This is a genomic window from Flavobacterium sp., from assembly GCF_029242675.1.
Classification (GTDB): Bacteria; Bacteroidota; Bacteroidia; order Flavobacteriales; family Flavobacteriaceae; genus Flavobacterium.
On the sequence record NZ_JAQWTM010000092.1, the window covers coordinates 1 to 18,023 of the forward strand.

An 18,023-nucleotide genomic window follows, 5' to 3' on the forward strand; every position below is an offset into this window, starting at 1 on the left:
TCCATTGTTTAGCAGTTTTTAAAGGTACTGCTACATTTTGTGGTATATTTTCTTCTGCCATTTTTTTGGTTTTGTTGGTTAGTCTTTAAAAATTAAACAGTAGGTAAGGCTAAACTACAAAAATATAACTTTTCATAACCCTTTTATCGAACTAAATTACTAACACAACAGGTAAACATTTGATAATCATAAACGAAATTATTAAAATGGCATTTCGTCATCATCCTCATCATCATTAAAATTACTTCCAAATGCATCATGAGCCGAAGGTAAGTTTTTGGTAATAAATGCGCTTTCGTCTTGATTCATTGAAGAGGGTAAATCATCAAAGCTACTACCATAATCATCTAAGTTATCAAACTTACCCAGGTGACCAATAAACTTCAATCGAACATTTTCGATACTTCCGTTACGGTGTTTAGCAATCATTATTTCAGCTTGCCCGGCAGTAGGCGAAGCTTCATCATCATCCCATTCATCTATTTTATAATATTCAGGACGGTATAAAAAGGAAACAATATCGGCATCTTGCTCAATAGCTCCAGATTCACGAAGGTCAGATAGCAAAGGTCGTTTACTAGATCCACGGGTTTCAACGGCACGAGACAACTGCGAAAGTGCGATTACAGGCACATTAAGTTCTTTGGCTAACGCTTTTAGATTTCGCGAAATAGTCGAAATCTCTTGCTCTCTATTTCCACCACCTTTACTATTTCCTCCGGCTGTCATCAACTGTAGATAATCGACAATTATAATTCTAATTCCATGCTGAGAAACTAAACGTCTGGCTTTAGCACGTAAATCAAATATAGAGAGAGACGGCGTATCATCAATAAAAAGGGGTGCTTTTTCTAAATTTTTTACTTTAGTACTCAATTGCTCCCATTCGTGCTTTTCTAGTTTACCGGTACGCAATTTCTCTGAAGACAGTCCGGTCTCTGATGAAATCAAACGTGTTATAAGTTGTACTGATGCCATCTCTAGAGAAAACAAAGCTACAGGCATATTAAAATCTATGGCCATATTTCTAGCCATAGAAAGTACGAATGCAGTTTTTCCCATTGCAGGTCTGGCCGCAATAATGATCAAATCACTAGGTTGCCATCCTGAGGTTAATTTATCTAATTTATCGAAACCGGTTGCAACACCACTTAAACCTTCTTGTCCTGCAATTTCCTCGATTCGTTTTTTAGCTTGTAAAACTAAACTTTGAGCCGTTTCTGAACTACGCTTGATATTTCCTTGCGTTACTTCATACAATTTGGATTCTGCTTTATCCAACAAATCAAATACATCTGTAGTTTCGTCATAGGAATCTTCGATAATTTCAGATGAAATTCGGATTAAACTTCTTTGAATAAACTTTTGTAATATGATACGCGAGTGGAATTCAATATGGGCAGATGAAGATATTTTTTGTGTTAGCTGAATCAAATAAAAGTCACCTCCAGCTAATTCTAATTTTGCATTCTTTTTTAATTGTGCGGAAACTGTCAATAAATCAATTGGCTGTGTATCTGTAAATAATTGCACAATCGCTTCAAAAATATGCTTGTGTGCTTCCTTGTAAAAAGCATCTGGTTGCAGAATATCAATTACATCATCAACACCCTTTTTATCAATCATCATGGCACCTAAAACGGCTTCTTCTAGCTCGATAGCTTGAGGTTGTAATTTTCCTTTTTCAAGGCTTATAATCGTAGACTTATCTACCTTAACCGGATTTATATTTTTGAAGTTTTCCATAGAGCGAAAGTAACACAAAATTAAAAAAAATCAGTGTTGAGTTATTACAAAATATTGTTTATAAGTATTGTTTTTTTGTTCATAACCAAAAAAAAATCCGAAACGGCGAGGCTTCGGATTGTATCTTCTGTTTTGAATGATTATTCTTTAAACTCACCCATTTTAGTGTATTTATCCATTCTTTGAGCTATTAAATCAGCTGTTGATAAATCTTTTAATTCATCATACGCTTTTAAAATATATTGCTCAACAGTTTTAAAGGTAGTGGCTCTGTCGTAATGCGCTCCACCTAATGGTTCTGGTATAATATCGTCAATTAATTTTTGTTTTTTCATGTCGGCAGAAGTCAATTTCAAAGCTTCGGCAGCTTGCTCTTTGTACTCCCAACTTTTCCACAAAATAGAAGAACAAGATTCCGGAGAAATAACTGAATACCAAGTGTTTTCTAACATGTACACACGATCTCCAACTCCTATTCCTAAAGCTCCACCAGAAGCACCTTCACCTACAATTATGGTAATGATTGGCACTTGCAAACGCACCATCTCAAAAATATTTCTTGCAATTGCTTCTCCTTGTCCACGCTCCTCAGCTTCTAGTCCAGGATAAGCACCAGGAGTATCAATTAAGGTGACTACAGGTATACCAAATTTCTCTGCCATTTTCATTAAACGCAAAGCTTTGCGGTATCCTTCAGGATTAGCCATACCAAAATTACGATATTGGCGAGTCTTAGTATTGTACCCCTTTTGTTGTCCAATAATCATAAAAGACTGACCTCCTATTTTTCCTAAACCACCGATCATTGCTTTGTCATCTTTGAAACCTCTATCCCCGTGAAGTTCAAGGTACGTTTCTCCAAAAAGCGCATTGATATGATCTAAGGTATACGGCCTGTTAGGATGTCTAGACAGTTGAACACGTTGCCATGCTGTCAAGTTTTTATAAATAGTTTTCTTGGTTTCAATTAACTTCTTGTTGATTTGCTTACACGTATTTGTAACATCAACATCTGATTCTTGTCCAATAACTAGACACTTATCTAATTGCTCTTCTAACTCTTTTATTGGAAGCTCAAAATCTAAATATTCCATAGGATCTGTGCGTTTTGTTTGTTTTATTCGGAACTGCAAATATAAAATTTTAAATCGTTTGCAACCCTTTATTTTTAATTTAACTATAAACTGATACTTAAGGCTACCCTTATTTAAACCAAATAGAGTAGCTTACATTATACTAAAAGCACTATAAACAAGGTCCAAAGTACTAAAAACCAACCTCTATTACCTAAAAAAACGATTATTAGTTGGTTGTGAGTTTTTTATCCATTACTCTATTCATATAGTCTTCGATAAATGCCTTGCAATGCAATTCAATTTGATTCATTTCGGCATTTCGATTTTTAATCAAATTAAACTTGAGTGCTTTATCATTTTTATCATAAAACCCAATTACATTTTTACCATCAAAAGTACAGATATAATTGCCTTTTGCAAACTGATAAATAGTTCCCGTAGAATTAATTACAAATGGCTGACTTGATTTTTTATCAAGCAAACTGCGACCCCAGCTTCTAAAAGGCTTGTCGTACCCAATCATGTCTAGCAAAGTTGGATAAATATCTATTTGTTGTGCCCAGTCGTTATCTACACCTACATATTTACTATCAGGCTTATATATTAGGATAGGAACTGCATATCTATTCATTGGTTTTTGATATTCATCATAGAAAATTTGGTTGCAGTGATCCGCTACCAAAACAAAAATAGTGTTCTCAAACCATGGCTTTTTCTTCGCTTCCGCAAAAAAACGTTTCAGAGCGAAATCAGTATATTCAACACATTTATGAATGGGAACGCCACCTTCTTTAAAGCGGCTCGTGTATTTTTGAGGAATGTTATACGGCTCGTGCGAAGAAACCGTAAAAACAGAAGCGAAAAAAGGTGTTTTCTTTTTATCTAATGTTTTTTCCATGTACTGTAAAAAAGGCTCATCCCAAATACCCCAAAAGCCATCGAACTGTGAATCATCATTAAACTCAGTTCTTCCATAATAATGATCAATCCCTAAAATTTTACTAAAGCCCAAAAATCCCATTGATCCATTAGCAGCTCCATGAAAAAATGAGGTGTCATAGCCTTCACCCTTGAGCGTTGAGACTAAGGACTCAATCTTTTGTTTCGGATACGGCGAAGAAGTAAACGCATCCTTAAACGAAGGTATTCCCCCAAGTACAGATGACATCCCATGAATAGACTGTCTACCATTAGCATACGCATTTGTAAAAATCATACTATGCTGCGCTAAGGAATCTATAAACGGAGCATGACTTTGATAATTGGATATATTGCTATCTTTATTGAAAGCTCCTATGTATTCTCGTCCATAACTTTCGATAATAAAAACAACAATGTTCGGTTTAGTTTTTGGGTTATTATTATAGGTTTTTATTGGTTGTACCAAACTATTAATAACCTTTTGATTCACTCCTTCGTATTTAACTTTTGCAAAACCATTAGTGAATAACGTCCTGAAAATGGCAAAAGGTGTATTTAAAACTAGGTCGGACTGCACGATGTTTTTTACATGACGACTGGCATCTAATAAATTAATTGGACGAGTCGACTTCTTAAAATCACCTCCACGAATTCCTCCAATGGTTAATAGCGCAATAACTAAAAAACCAATTATTGAGAAACCAAAATAAGATATGATTTTGACAGGCTTAAAGCTTTTAACGGTAACTTTTTTGTACAAATAAATCCATAAAATAGCGCTTATGACAAACAAAATAAAAACATGCCAATACTCAAAAAGAAAGTTTAAAAACAATTTAGACTTGTTAGTTTCATGCTTGATTACATCTAAGGCTACAATCGTTGTTCTTGCAAAGGTAAATTTGTAATATATAAAATCTATAAAATTAGTCGCATAGATCAGTAAATTAGTAACAAAGTAAAAATAAAAAAGAAATTTTTGATAACCTCTATTCGTGTTTTTCCACAACGGAAGCGTAGAGAAAACAATAAATAACAAATTTACATAAAGGATTGCCGTAGTATCAAATGCTAATCCATAATAACTCAATGCCATAAAATCAGAGAAAGACTCTACCCGCAACAAGTCTGCATTGTATAAATAAAACAATACTCGGGCAATAAAGTAAAACAAATACGCAAGTGAGAGTCTGTAAAACAGTACTTTATATTCGTTAAGTCGCAAATGTTTTTGCATGGTATACGTATTTAATTAGTAAAACTTGACACATTTATTTCAAAAATTGACGCTTGGTCTAATAGCTGAATAAGGGTACTTAAAGCGTTTTGAATTTTAGATCGATAGTTATTGCTGCACTCGATTTAAAGCTTTCTTCTGTCGATGCTTTATGACTCCGTTTAAAATTACGGTGATTATAATAATTATAGCTCCAATATAAAAAGAGGCACTCATTTTCTCTTTTCCTCCAATGATAAAATAAGCTAAAACAATTCCATAAACGGGTTCCAAATTAGTAGTCAACATAACGGTATACGGGCTTAATTTTTCCATTACTTTCACAGAAGCAGTAAAAGCATAGGCAGTACAAACTGACGCCAAGATTAAAAGAAGCATCCAGTTATTGAATGTTAGCTGGAAAAAAGATACCGAAAATTTCCCTTGAAACAAGTAATAGATAGTTATGAAGAACACTCCCGCTAAAAATTCGTAGAATGCAATAATAGCTGAATCGTGTTTCTCAATTAATTTACCATTCATCAAAGTAAACAAAACACCTAAAATAATGGATACAAGAGCATAGAGCATTCCCGCAAAATAGCTAACCTCAACATTCATAATTAAGGCGAGGCCTGCAATTATAATTAGCCCAAAAAAAACCTCATACCACAGTACTTTCCTGCCATAGAACAATGGCTCTAAGATGGAAGCAAAAAAAGCTCCTAGTGAAAAAACAGATAAAGTTATCGATACATTAGAAACATGAATAGCATGAAAAAAGAAAAGCCAATGCAACGCAATTAGTAATCCAACAAAGATTAGTTTCAAAAAAGAGCGAATTGGAATGCGAAAAGGTTTCTTTTTAAACAGAAGAAAAAATCCTAAAAACAATGCCGCAAAAAGCATTCTGTACCAAACGATAGCATCGGCACTAATGGTAATTAACGCACCTAATATCGCCGTAAAACCCCAAATAAATACAATTAAATGTAGGTTTAAATAACTCTTGAGATTATCGTTTTGCATTGCGTAGTAAAAATATCGCTAGTATTCCAAAAGCAAAATTAGGAAACCAAACAGCTAAAAAGGGAGAAAAAGTAGATTTTTCTGCTAGCACACCAAAAATTTTGTCAAAAAAGACAAAACCAAAAGCCACCGCAATACCAATCGTTAAATTCATTCCCATTCCTCCTCTTCGCTTCATGGCTGATACTGAAACCGCTATTATCGTCAAAATAAATGCTGATATTGGTACACTAAATTTTTTATAAAGCACCACCATATAAATGTTGATATTCGAGGAACCTCTAGCCTTTTCCTTATCAATAAAAGTGATTAGTTTGTTTAAACTTAGCGTTTCAGCAATATAAATAACTGGTGTTAAATCCTCCAATTCAAAACTAAACTTTGTTTTTTTCTCTGCGGCTTTTTCGATTTTATCTCCAAGTACTCCCACAGTCCTTTTAGTGTAATCATACATCGTGTAGGTGCTGTCTTTGGGATTCCATTTTATTCTGCTAGCCGTAATTTTGGAAATTAATTTTTCTTTATCAAATTTCTCTAAAGCAAATTGAAAAGCCACTTGCGACTCCGCATTAAAGCTATTCACATAGAGAAATTCATTATCGTTAATTTGTCGGTATACATCAGTGTTTTTACCTCGCATTTGTTCTTTTCCACCGGTTCTTAAATAGGTATACCTAAAATTATTAAAACCTTCGCTAGATACCGGAACTACATAAAAACCCATCAGCAAAACGAAAGCCGATATTATCGAAGCACCAATTAAATAGGGTCTTAAAAACCGTGTAAATGAAATTCCTGAACTTAAAATTGCAATGATTTCAGTATTATTAGCTAGCTTGGAGGTAAACCAAATAATGGATAAAAACAAAAAGATAGGAAATAGACTGTTCGCAAAATAAATGGTAAAGTGATAATAATAAACTACAATATCAAGAAAAGGAATTTTATTCTCAATCATGAAATTGATTTTCTCAGAAACATCAATAATTACCCCAATAGGGATAAACATCAATAACATAGCGGCAAATGTGGCTAAGTATCGCTTTAGGATGTACCGGTCTATTATTGTTAACATATAAAAAAGTGTAAGGTATGAGGTTTAATAGCTCAAGGTTCAAATTTTAAAATGCAATGCTTTAGCACTACCATTTATCAACTTTGAACAAAATAACTTTAAACATTTTTTTTTATAATCGTTGGTTCATGTTTTTAACCATCATCTCTTTCCATGGTCTAAAATCTCCTGCTAAGATATGTTTTCTAGCCTCACGAACCAACCACATATAAAAGCCAAGGTTGTGTATGGTTGCAATTTGCTTTCCTAAAAATTCATTGGCTGCAAAAAGATGGCGCAAATACGCTTTCGTATACTCTGTATCGACGAAGGTAATTCCCATTTCATCAATTGGAGAGAAATCATCTTCCCATTTTTTATTTTTGATGTTAATCGTACCATTTGCGGTAAATAACATTCCGTTTCTAGCATTTCGAGTTGGCATCACGCAATCAAACATATCAACACCTAGCGCGATATTTTCTAAAATATTGATTGGAGTTCCAACACCCATTAAATAACGAGGCTTATCTTCAGGCAATATTTCGCACACTACCTCAGTCATAGCATACATTTCCTCGGCAGGTTCCCCTACTGAAAGTCCACCAATTGCATTTCCAACTTGGTTGGAGTTTGCGATATATTCAGCTGATTGTTGACGTAAATCCTTGTAACAACTTCCTTGTACGATTGGAAAAAAGGCTTGATCGTAACCATACTTTACCGGCACTTTTTCTAAATGATTCACACAACGGTCTAACCAGCGGTGCGTCATTTTCATAGAACGCTTAGCATAATTGTAGTCGCATGGATAAGGCGTGCATTCGTCAAAAGCCATAATGATATCAGCACCAATGGTACGCTGAATCTCCATTACATTCTCGGGTGTGAAAAAGTGGTAAGAACCATCTATATGAGACTTAAACTTAACTCCCTCTTCTTTTATTTTTCTGTTTGCCGATAGGGAATACACTTGATATCCTCCAGAATCTGTCAAGATATTACGATCCCAATTCATGAATTTATGTAATCCACCCGCTTTTTCTAAAGTTTCAGTTTGCGGACGCAAATACAAATGATAGGTATTTCCTAAAATAATATCAGGGTTGATATCGTTTTTTAATTCTCGTTGATGCACTCCTTTTACAGAGGCTACCGTTCCAACTGGCATAAAAATTGGAGTTTCTATCACCCCATGATCTGTAGTAATGCTTCCTGCCCTAGCTTTAGATAGCGGGTCTTTATGTAATAAATCAAACTTCATAATTGCTTTTTTCAGTGGGCAAAGATAGTTTAATTAGGCAACTTGAAAATTAGAACAGCCTAAAATTTATATAAGAATTAGCAAGTAAGCTTAATTCTATTTTTATACTAAGTGTTAAATTGATTTACTTTTAAACAAAAAAAATCTGCTTGCACAAACTATGCAAGCAGATTTCTCTCGATTGTACCGCTCTATCGTTCTATAATCCCAATCTAACTGCAGGAGTACTGACTCCTATATTAGTATTGATTGTTGCTCTTGTTGATGTACCGCTATATCGAGGTTGATGGTACTCATAATAATAAAATCCCGCTTGCTGGTAATAGTAATCAGAATGAGGGCAACTACCATTGCAAGTATGATAATGGTTTGCATACGCATCGTTCTTGGCCTCAATATACACACGGTAGGCACGCCTGTCTTGTGACTTTAAATTCTTTTCATACTCTTTTTGTTGGTTCCAAAAAACCTTTTCTTCTCGTTTACTCTCAGCTCTAAATTCTTGTTCTATTCGGGCATCTTCTCTCGCCTTTTGCTGATAATATGCATTAGTGTTTTTAACTTCAACTTGCGTTTTAGCATTTACTTTAGTCGTTTGCGCCTCGGCCGTGGTCATAACAGTAAAGGCTAACACTAGAAATAAGGATTGTATCGTTTTCATAACTGTATCTTTTTATAGATTAACATTTTTATTCTCAATCTATAAGTAAGACAACCCAAAAGAAATTTACCCTACCTCCTTCTGCTATTACTTTTTATTAATTTGCATATCCATAAATTTAATCACCTCATCAATACGATCATTCCACGGATAAAAATATTGTGTTACCATTGGAACATGCTTTTTATTGATGTAAATCGGACTTACATTGGGTTGAAACGGCTTTAAAGCTTCTAAAAACTGTTTATTTGCTGTTTTTATAGAACCGTAGGTTTGCTCTCCAACATAAATTAAAAATGGAGGTGTGTTTTTATCTATAAAATAAATAGGAGAAGCATCTTTCCATTTTTCAGGACTTGTGGTCCATGTGCTTATATAATTATAGGCTTCGGTTGGCGGATTTTTTTCTAAGTAATCTTTCATATTTAAACCAGCCGCATCATTCAGTATAATTCCTGAAATTGCATTAGCTTCAATACCATATTTAGGATTCATAACCGCTAAAGCCGCTAAGTGACCTCCAGCAGAATGCCCAGTAATAAAGATTTGTTTAGGATTTCCTTTGTATTCCTTAGCATTTTCTTGTACCCATTTGATCACGGCTGCAATTTCAGCAGTCATTTCATCGTAACTAGCATTGGGACTCAAAGTGTAATCCGGTATAACGGTGACTACTCCTTTTCGAGCAAAATTACGTCCCATTAAATCATAGGTACCTTTTCGTCCACTATTCCAATATCCACCATGTACAAAAATCAAGATTGGAGATTCCTTCTTGCTTTTTCTCGGTACGAAAACATTTAATTTAGGTGTAGCTGCAACAGCCGATTTTGAGGAAGGTAAATAGGAAACATCGGTTATTTTTTTTGTACTGCAACTATAAATTGTAAAAACAAAAAGAAGAAACATAAATGGATAACAATAGCGCATAACTTTTTTTACCAAAGATAAAACTAATATTTATGCATTGGCTTAAAGCCAAATAAAAATTGATTTATAAGCTACGTAAAAGCATAAATTATATTAAAATAGAGACTCTTATTGTGTAGCTTTGTACAACTTGTTTTCTCTACTAAGATAAATTAAAATGACGCACACCTTATTAATAGTTCCTGGATTAGGTGACTCATCTCCGGGACATTGGCAAAATCACTGGCTGGAACAACTGCCCAATACGCAAAAAGTGAATCAAAAAAACTGGTATTTACCTGACTTGCAAGATTGGCTCAATAGCCTTGATAGCGCAATTGCACAGGTAGAAGGTCCAATAGTATTAATCGCACACAGTCTTGCGGTAGTTTTAATAACCCATTGGAGTAAACACCGCTATGACCCAAAAGTAAAAGGAGCATTATTAGTCGCTCCTGCAGATGTAGATTCTTGTGATCATACGCCTCCCGAAACTTGGAACTTTGCACCAATACCGCTTGAACCGCTTCCGTTCCCCTCAATTTTAATAACTAGTACTAATGACCCTTATATTACACTAGATAAAGCAAGGTTTCTAGCAGAAAAATGGCAGAGCACTTTTATTAATATAGGTGACAAAGGGCATATCAATGCAGCATCAAATTTGGGATTATGGGATGAAGGACAGCAAATAATGCAGGATCTAGTTCATCTAATGCAACAAAAACAACAAACAACTTAAAAAATAGAATCATGAGCAAAACAAAAAACTGGCATCAAAGCCATTTTGAAACACTTGAATTTGGGAGTCGCCTTGCCGATGCTGTAGCAAAAGGAATGGGTTCTTGGCGATTTATAATCATTCAAACTATTCTCGTAACCTTGTGGATGGTCTTAAATATGGTTGCCTATGTTAAGCATTGGGACGTTTATCCTTTCATTTTACTTAACTTACTTTTTTCGACCCAAGCAGCCTATGCCGCACCGATAATTATGATGTCTCAAAACAGACAAAATGAAAGAGATAGAATGCAAGCGCAAGCTGATTATCAAACGAATATTGATGCCAAACTTGAGATCGAAGCACTTACATCCAAACTAAATTCGATTGAAGTTGATAAATTAGATAAAATTATAAGACTACTGCAGCAAATGGATGATCAAAAGCAAAAAGATTGATGTAGTTACGATCACATAATCAGTAGTGCTAGTACATTTTATCACTTCCACTACATTATCATCCAATTAATTCCTATGAATCGATGCTGTCTGTAACAAATGTTACTGTCCTTTCAAATTTTCAGTATTAAATTTGTAAAAAAAACAACTGTTTGTTGTACAACTATCTAAATTAAAATGGAAATAGAAAAATTAATTAAAGAAAATAAAGGAACCATCATAGATGTTCGTTCCTATACTGAATTCATGGGAGGCAATGTGGTAGATTCTATAAACATTGCACTAAATGAAATCCCAGAGCGACTTGAAGAGATAAAAAAATTAGCCTCACCCTTAATTTTGTGTTGCGCTTCAGGAAATCGCAGCGGTCAAGCGCAACAATTCCTTACACAAAATGGCATTGAGTGTTACAATGGCGGATCCTGGCTTGAGGTAAATTATCTAAAATCAAAATAAAAAGCAGCAATGATCAACCTCATAAAAAAAATTTTCGGAATTGGCCCTGCCACTAATTATGTAGCATTAGTTGAGCAAGGCGCCATTATTATAGATGTTCGTTCTCCTCAAGAATACAAGCAAGGACATCTTGAAAACTCAATTAACATCCCTTTGAACGAATTAAATACTCAGGTAACAAAATTTAAAAAAGATTCTGTTATTATCACCTGTTGTGCCTCAGGCATGCGAAGCGCTTCCGCAAAAGGTATCCTGCAATCAAATGGCTTTCAAAATGTTTTTAATGGAGGTGGCTGGACTAGCCTAAAAAATAAAATATCCTGAAAAAAGGTATACAGACACAAAAAGCCCCAACGGTATGTTGAGGCTTTTCTGTTATTAATGAGATTTTGATTTTAAAATCGTTATTGCATTGCATCACCAATAATAACGCTATCTCAATCTCATTCTAAAATAAGTAAGCAGTTTAAGTTTGTACTAGAAACAGTAAAACACCTCACTAGTTAATTTGTGAAACATAGGTATTGAAACCAATGCCTTCAAAAATGTGTGAAACGGTATCCAACGCACTTGAATCGTGACCCTCTAAAAGAAATTCCTTTTCCTGACTATCATCACTATTAATGTTTATGACTTCTACTATCTTCGAATGTGGAAAAATAAGATCAAAACTCACTTGGTAATTGATAGATTTGGTAAACTCATCATCATTTTCCATGATGATAATCGTTTTAGCAGTAGCTACCTTTTTAATTTTTTGAACGGTATCGGCATCATTGATACAAAAACCCGAAAGAATAATAATGTCAGCCTCCCAACTAGCATTGACAGCACAAGGCATTTGTTCGATTTTAGCGTATCGGTTTTGAATGAGCAGTGCTTGATAAATTTCGTTCAGCGCTTTTTCATTAGTATCAAATAATAACATTTGGTAACGAGTGGCTAGCTCATTTAGCACAGCAAAATTTCTTTTGTCAGAGGCTCCAATAACGGCAATTGTTTTTACGTTTTGCATTTTTATGATTTTGATAAGGCAAATCTACAACTACCAACTACCAAACCTCCTTGACGTGGAATAAGAAATGGTATTGATCTACATCAAGAAAAGTGATCTGTATTTATTTACGTAGGTTAATTTGCTTGCGCACCCTGCTAAGTGTTTCAGGAGTTAGCCCAAGGTAGGAAGCAATCATATGTTGCGGCACACGAGTAATGATGTCCGGATAGGAAATGGTGAGATTGATATATTTTTCTTCAGCAGAAGCATTCAATGCACCGTTAATTCTTGATTGTAAAGCTATAAATGCATTTTGAAGCAATATTCTTTGATAGCGTTCAAATACAGGCACCTGCTGCATCAGCTCTTCCCTTGCGTTATAGGTTAGCAATAACAGCTCAGCATCCTCGATCGCTTCAATGGTGTAGGTCGAGGCACTTCCTAATAAAAAGCTTGACAAATCACTAATCCACCAGCCTTCAAAAGCGAATTGCATGGTATGTTCATTACCTTTTTCATCAGTCGAATAAGAGCGCAAAACCCCCTTCTCGATAAAAGCATTGTACGAACAAACGTCGCCTTCTAATAATAAAGTTTGCTTTTTACGCAGCTTTTTAGGGATGAAAAAAGTTTTACACAGTTCCATTTCTGATGTGCTCAATGCTACTTTTTCTCCGATGCTTTTAGCCAATTGTTCATACATAGTTGCAAGGTAATAATTAGCAATCTATTTTAAAAATTTTAGTCTGTAAAACCTAATGTCACTACTAGTCTCCTCCCAATGCAGGCGGATTACTTAACTTGTTTACTGATAACTAAATTGCAATTCATTTGTGTTCCGAAAAAATAAAAATTACATTTGCAATAGTTTAACTTTTACACACAAAATGAAGCCTAACACACAACAATTAAACGATTTAACTATCCAAGTAAGAAGAGACATTCTTCGAATGGTACATGCTGTAAATTCAGGACACCCTGGAGGATCATTAGGCTGTACTGAATTTCTAGTCGCTTTATACCAAAACTTGATGGAGCGCAAAGAGGGATTTGATATGGACGGAATTGGAGAAGATCTATTCTTTTTATCAAACGGACACATCTCTCCTGTTTTTTACAGCGTTTTAGCAAGAAGCGGGTATTTTCCAGTATCGGAATTAGCAACTTTTCGTTTAATCAACACGAGATTACAAGGACACCCAACTACGCATGATAATTTACCTGGAGTTCGAATCGCATCGGGTTCATTAGGACAAGGGTTATCTGTTGCAATTGGTGCTGCTCAAGCAAAAAAACTAAACAATGACAGTCATTTAGTATACACACTTCATGGTGATGGTGAATTACAAGAAGGTCAAAACTGGGAAGCAATTATGTATGCCTCTGCTAAAAAAGTAGACAACTTAATCGCAACTGTTGATTTGAACGGAAAACAAATTGATGGAACTACTGATGAAGTACTAGCAATGGGAAGTATTCGCGCTAAGTTTGAAGCTTTTGACTGGGATGTAATTGACATCAAAGAAGGTAACAATTTAGAGGCTATTCTAGCTGGAATGAACGAAGCCAAATCCAAAACTGGAAAAGGAAAACCAGTTTGCGTATTATTACATACCGAAATGGGGAATGGCGTTGATTACATGATGCACACGCATGCATGGCATGGAAAAGCACCTAACGATGCACAGTTAGAAAATGCATTAGAGCAAAATCAATCCACTTTAGCCGACTATTAATAATTTTAAATTTTGAATTGCAAATTTTGAATTACCACTCAAAATCTTTCAATTATTAAATTTTAAAGCTTTGAATTTAAAAGAATGAAAAAATATACAAATACAGGAAGTAAAGATACTCGTTCGGGTTTTGGTGCGGGAATGACTGAATTAGGTCAAAAAAACGAAAATGTAGTTGCACTTTGTGCTGATTTAATAGGCTCCTTAAAATTTGATGATTTCAAAAAAAATCATCCAGAGCGTTTTTTCCAAATCGGAATTGCGGAAGCTAACATGATTGGAATCGCTGCAGGATTAACTATTGGAGGTAAAATTCCGTTCACGGGAACCTTTGCTAACTTTTCTACAGGAAGAGTCTATGATCAAATACGTCAGTCAGTAGCTTACTCTGATAAAAATGTAAAAATCTGTGCTTCACATGCTGGATTAACATTAGGAGAAGATGGAGCAACACACCAAATTCTTGAAGACATTGGATTGATGAAAATGCTACCAGGAATGACAGTAATTAATACATGTGATTACAATCAAACTAAAGCAGCAACATTAGCATTAGCGGACCACCATGGACCAGCTTACTTGCGTTTTGGACGTCCCGTAGTACCTAACTTCATGCCTGCAGATGAGCCTTTCGTGATTGGAAAAGCCATTATGTTAAGCGAAGGTACGGATGTAACGATCGTTGCAACGGGTCACTTAGTTTGGGAAGCACTTATTGCTGCCGAAGCTCTTGAAGCAAAAGGAATATCTGCAGAGGTAATCAACATACACACTATTAAACCATTAGACGAAGAGGCAATTTTAAAGTCATTGGCAAAAACCAAATGTATTGTAACGGCAGAAGAGCACAATATCCTTGGAGGTCTTGGCGAAAGCGTTTCTAGAGTATTAGCATTGAATCACCCAGCTCCGCAAGAATTTGTAGCGGTTAATGATAGCTTTGGTGAATCAGGAACTCCTGCCCAGTTAATGGACAAATACAAATTAAACAACGAAGCAATTGTTGCAGCAGTTGAAAGAGTGATTGCTAGAAAGTAATCCTTTTACCAAAATAACAAACGAAAGCCGTTAACTATATTGAAGTTAACGGCTTTCTTATTTTCTATTTATACCACATTTAAGAATGAATGGTTTCTTATAAAAACCACTTAGACAGTTAATGTCATGGAATAATAACAACAAAAAACCCATTCAGGATTTGAATGGGTTTTATACTATTTCTAGAAATGAATTTATTTACAGTTTTTATCTAAATGCTTTTTAATTCTAGCAGGGTTAGTAGTATTACCTGAACAATCAGGAATAGCACTAAAAGGAATTAATGTCCCATCAGCTGCAGTAATTTCTTTTCGAGTACTGGTACCATCACCGTCATCATCCACATCTAAAAAGTCAGGGATTCCGTCTCCATCAGTATCATCCGGGTTCACAGTTCCACTAGCAAACCTTCCAAAATACCCATCTCCATTCTGATCTTCTAAATAAGATGGAATACCATCGTTATCTTGATCCAATCTTTGTATTGCGTATAATTTGAACTTAAAAATTAAAGGAACATAACTCGGTATTGTACCTGATCCTGCAGCAAAATAAGCCAAACCAGAAGGGATAAACATTACTCCAGCTCCAAAATTGTTATAAGTAAAGGTACCGTCAGCATTAGCAACTGGAGCATCACCTGTTTTAAATTGAGGAAAAATCTCCCCCCAACCTGTTATCGTATTGTACAATCCCAAAAACTGTTGGGGATAAATCACATCTTCAAATGAAGTTGCTGTCAAAGTTGTTACATTATCAACCGTACTATTTTGCAAATAAGTACCTTTATAAGAGGCTAAAACACCATCTACATTACAAGGGCTCTCCCCTGTACCCGGTCTCAAAACTAAGTAATACATTTTATAAGTAATATCATGAAAAGCCACATCCCTAACCAATAATTTAGGGTAGGTACTTTTATTTAAATACGACATAATAGATGGTTGTGTGCCACCTTCTGGCTTTTTTGTGAACTCAACATCCTGGTCATTGGTTTGACCTGGATTATTAGTCACTGTCATATAATGAGTATTCAAATACTCCTCGATAACTACATTATCTGCGGTAAACTGAACTGCGTAGTCTCGTAGAGGAGTTACCTCATCCACATTATTTTTCGAGCAAGAAAATAAAGAGAGCGATATAATTGTTAAAATAAAATAAAACCTAAATTTGTTCATTATTACTAATTTTTAAGTGCGCAAGATACAATATTGGTTTATTTTTGTAAACAATTTAACTCTGATTTTAGAATTTTTATGAGAATAGATAAATATTTATGGTGCGTTCGTTATTACAAGACTAGAAATATGGTTACTGAGGCTTGTAAAAAGAACCACGTTACAGTTAACGGCAATGTAGCTAAACCATCGAAAGAAGTTTTTCCAACGGATAAAATAACGTTTCGAAAAGATCAAATCACACAAATCATAACCGTTCTTGACATTCCTGACAATAGGGTCAGTGCAAAGCTGGTTGATATTTACCGTCGCAATGACACGCCTGCAGAAGTGTACCAACATTTGGAACTATTAAAACTTTCAAAAGACCACTATCGCAAAAACGGTACAGGGCGACCTACCAAGAAAGACAGAAGAGATATTGATGAATTTGGAAATGAAATTCACTCAGATGAGGACGATTTGTAAAAAGCAGAACCAAATAACCAAAAATTAAAAGCTATGGATAGAAACATCATCTTAACCAATCAAGAAATTGAACATAAAATAAAAAGAATTGCTTTTCAAATTTATGAGACTTTTATAGATGAGAAAGAAGTAGTTCTAGCAGGAATAGCTAATAATGGCTTTCTTTTTGCCGAAAAAATAGCAACTGAACTACGAAGCATTTCAACTCTCGAAGTTCTCTTATGTGAGGTACAAATCAATAAGCAGCAGCCCGAACTTCCTATTTCCACTTCGTTAAGCAAAGAAGAATACGCTAACAAAGGACTTATATTAATTGACGATGTATTAAACTCGGGAACAACATTGATATACGCCGTTCGTCATTTCTTAGAGGTTCCTCTGAAAAAATTCAAAACGGCGGTACTTGTAGATAGAAATCATAAAAAGTATCCAGTTAAAGCCGATTTTAAAGGAATATCGCTATCAACTTCCCTACTAGAGCATGTTCAGGTAGTTTTTGAACCCGATAATACGAGTTATGCTTATTTAAGTTAGTAGAATCGTAATTTCATTACAGATTTCTTCCGCAGATTTTTGATCGACACTTATAGTATATTTAGACTGATTGTAAAAATAGCTACGCTCAAAAACATGCATAGCTATAAACTCCTTCATCTCCTCGTTCGATTTATTAGCAATTAGAGGTCTTTTACTCTTATTTACTGACAATCTATTGAACAAAGTATCTATAGATGCCTTTAAATAAAAAGATGCTACGTCATCTTGTTGCAAGAACTGATGATTATTGGCATAACAAGGCGTCCCTCCCCCTAAACCTATAATAAGAGAATCCGGCAATGCCAATAGTTCCCTAAATAGCTCATGCTCTAATTTTCTAAAATAGATCTCACCTCGTTGTTCAAAGATGGCGTTTATGGACAATTTTGATTTTTCTTCAATATATTGATCAAGATCCACAAAGGGAACATTAATGATTTTTGACAATCTTCCCGCAATAGTCGACTTCCCGCAACCCATATAACCTAATAACACAATTTTTGACATAGAATAAAACCTTATAAATTAAGACGTTAAGATATATTGATAAAAAAA

General features: G+C 34.9%; 20 protein-coding genes. 8 read left to right on the forward strand and 12 right to left on the reverse strand.

Annotated elements, in window-relative coordinates:
* Positions 1-201: 201 nt before the first annotated feature.
* The 8 genes from dnaB to P8M54_RS03745 form a co-directional block, all read right to left on the reverse strand.
* On the reverse strand, positions 202-1,746 hold the full coding sequence (gene dnaB, locus P8M54_RS03710; RefSeq protein ID WP_300285341.1) for a replicative DNA helicase: 1,545 nt from the start codon (positions 1,744-1,746) through the stop codon (positions 202-204).
* 140 nt (positions 1,747-1,886) lie between these two features.
* A complete protein-coding gene (locus P8M54_RS03715) occupies positions 1,887-2,840 on the reverse strand; it encodes an acetyl-CoA carboxylase carboxyltransferase subunit alpha (RefSeq protein WP_300285343.1) in 954 nt (317 codons plus the stop codon).
* 208 nt (positions 2,841-3,048) lie between these two features.
* A complete protein-coding gene (locus tag P8M54_RS03720) occupies positions 3,049-4,980 on the reverse strand; it encodes an alkaline phosphatase family protein (RefSeq protein ID WP_300285345.1) in 1,932 nt (643 codons plus the stop codon).
* A gap of 108 nt (positions 4,981-5,088) precedes the next feature.
* Positions 5,089-5,988 (reverse strand): DMT family transporter, encoded by a 900-nt coding sequence (locus P8M54_RS03725; protein ID WP_300285348.1) that lies wholly within the window; start codon positions 5,986-5,988, stop codon positions 5,089-5,091.
* On the reverse strand, positions 5,975-7,063 hold the full coding sequence (locus P8M54_RS03730) for an LptF/LptG family permease (RefSeq protein ID WP_300285350.1): 1,089 nt from the start codon (positions 7,061-7,063) through the stop codon (positions 5,975-5,977). The genes P8M54_RS03725 and P8M54_RS03730 overlap by 14 nt, the downstream gene beginning before the upstream one ends.
* Positions 7,064-7,175: 112 nt before the next feature.
* Positions 7,176-8,306 (reverse strand): tRNA guanosine(34) transglycosylase Tgt, encoded by a 1,131-nt coding sequence (gene tgt, locus P8M54_RS03735; protein WP_300285353.1) that lies wholly within the window; start codon positions 8,304-8,306, stop codon positions 7,176-7,178.
* Positions 8,307-8,505: 199 nt separating this feature from the next.
* Positions 8,506-8,967 (reverse strand): hypothetical protein, encoded by a 462-nt coding sequence (locus tag P8M54_RS03740; protein ID WP_300285356.1) that lies wholly within the window; start codon positions 8,965-8,967, stop codon positions 8,506-8,508.
* 87 nt (positions 8,968-9,054) lie between these two features.
* On the reverse strand, positions 9,055-9,897 hold the full coding sequence (locus P8M54_RS03745; RefSeq protein ID WP_300285359.1) for an alpha/beta hydrolase: 843 nt from the start codon (positions 9,895-9,897) through the stop codon (positions 9,055-9,057).
* A 157-nt stretch (positions 9,898-10,054) separates the two neighbouring features.
* On the opposite strand from P8M54_RS03745, the gene P8M54_RS03750 reads away from it, so the two are divergent.
* The 4 genes from P8M54_RS03750 (at position 10,055) to P8M54_RS03765 (ending at position 11,835) form a co-directional block, all read left to right on the forward strand.
* On the forward strand, positions 10,055-10,618 hold the full coding sequence (locus P8M54_RS03750; RefSeq protein ID WP_300285362.1) for an alpha/beta hydrolase: 564 nt from the start codon (positions 10,055-10,057) through the stop codon (positions 10,616-10,618).
* A gap of 11 nt (positions 10,619-10,629) precedes the next feature.
* Entirely contained in the window at positions 10,630-11,055 is a 426-nt protein-coding gene (locus P8M54_RS03755; RefSeq protein WP_300285365.1) for a DUF1003 domain-containing protein, read from the forward strand.
* Positions 11,056-11,232: 177 nt separating this feature from the next.
* Complete coding sequence (locus P8M54_RS03760; protein ID WP_300285368.1) at positions 11,233-11,511, forward strand: rhodanese-like domain-containing protein; 279 nt, start codon at positions 11,233-11,235, stop codon at positions 11,509-11,511.
* Between the two features lie 9 nt (positions 11,512-11,520).
* On the forward strand, positions 11,521-11,835 hold the full coding sequence (locus P8M54_RS03765) for a rhodanese-like domain-containing protein (protein ID WP_300285371.1): 315 nt from the start codon (positions 11,521-11,523) through the stop codon (positions 11,833-11,835).
* A 175-nt stretch (positions 11,836-12,010) separates the two neighbouring features.
* On the opposite strand, the gene P8M54_RS03770 is transcribed toward P8M54_RS03765, so the two are convergent.
* The gene (locus P8M54_RS03770; RefSeq protein WP_300285374.1) at positions 12,011-12,526 is read right to left on the reverse strand and encodes a hypothetical protein; all 516 of its coding nucleotides are present in this window, start codon (positions 12,524-12,526) and stop codon (positions 12,011-12,013) included.
* A 103-nt stretch (positions 12,527-12,629) separates the two neighbouring features.
* Complete coding sequence (locus P8M54_RS03775; RefSeq protein ID WP_300285377.1) at positions 12,630-13,211, reverse strand: Crp/Fnr family transcriptional regulator; 582 nt, start codon at positions 13,209-13,211, stop codon at positions 12,630-12,632.
* A gap of 184 nt (positions 13,212-13,395) precedes the next feature.
* Between P8M54_RS03775 and P8M54_RS03780 the strand changes: the two genes are divergently transcribed.
* Both P8M54_RS03780 and P8M54_RS03785 read left to right on the forward strand, forming a co-directional pair.
* Positions 13,396-14,244 carry a transketolase gene (locus tag P8M54_RS03780; RefSeq protein WP_300285380.1) on the forward strand — a complete coding sequence of 283 codons (849 nt, stop codon included), beginning with the start codon at positions 13,396-13,398 and terminating at the stop codon, positions 14,242-14,244.
* Between the two features lie 84 nt (positions 14,245-14,328).
* The gene (locus P8M54_RS03785) at positions 14,329-15,282 is read left to right on the forward strand and encodes a transketolase C-terminal domain-containing protein (protein ID WP_300285383.1); all 954 of its coding nucleotides are present in this window, start codon (positions 14,329-14,331) and stop codon (positions 15,280-15,282) included.
* Positions 15,283-15,476: 194 nt separating this feature from the next.
* Here the strand turns inward: P8M54_RS03785 and P8M54_RS03790 are convergent, their stop codons facing one another.
* Positions 15,477-16,463: an FKBP-type peptidylprolyl isomerase gene (locus tag P8M54_RS03790; protein WP_300285386.1), complete on the reverse strand. Its 987-nt coding sequence runs from the start codon at positions 16,461-16,463 to the stop codon at positions 15,477-15,479.
* A gap of 78 nt (positions 16,464-16,541) precedes the next feature.
* Here P8M54_RS03790 and P8M54_RS03795 point away from each other — a divergent pair, with 78 nt between their 5' ends.
* Complete coding sequence (locus P8M54_RS03795; protein ID WP_300285389.1) at positions 16,542-16,931, forward strand: S4 domain-containing protein; 390 nt, start codon at positions 16,542-16,544, stop codon at positions 16,929-16,931.
* Between the two features lie 33 nt (positions 16,932-16,964).
* On the forward strand, positions 16,965-17,465 hold the full coding sequence (locus P8M54_RS03800) for a phosphoribosyltransferase domain-containing protein (protein ID WP_300285391.1): 501 nt from the start codon (positions 16,965-16,967) through the stop codon (positions 17,463-17,465).
* On the opposite strand, the gene P8M54_RS03805 is transcribed toward P8M54_RS03800, so the two are convergent.
* Complete coding sequence (locus P8M54_RS03805; protein ID WP_300285394.1) at positions 17,457-17,975, reverse strand: shikimate kinase; 519 nt, start codon at positions 17,973-17,975, stop codon at positions 17,457-17,459. The genes P8M54_RS03800 and P8M54_RS03805 overlap by 9 nt on opposite strands.
* Positions 17,976-18,023: the final 48 nt, after the last annotated feature.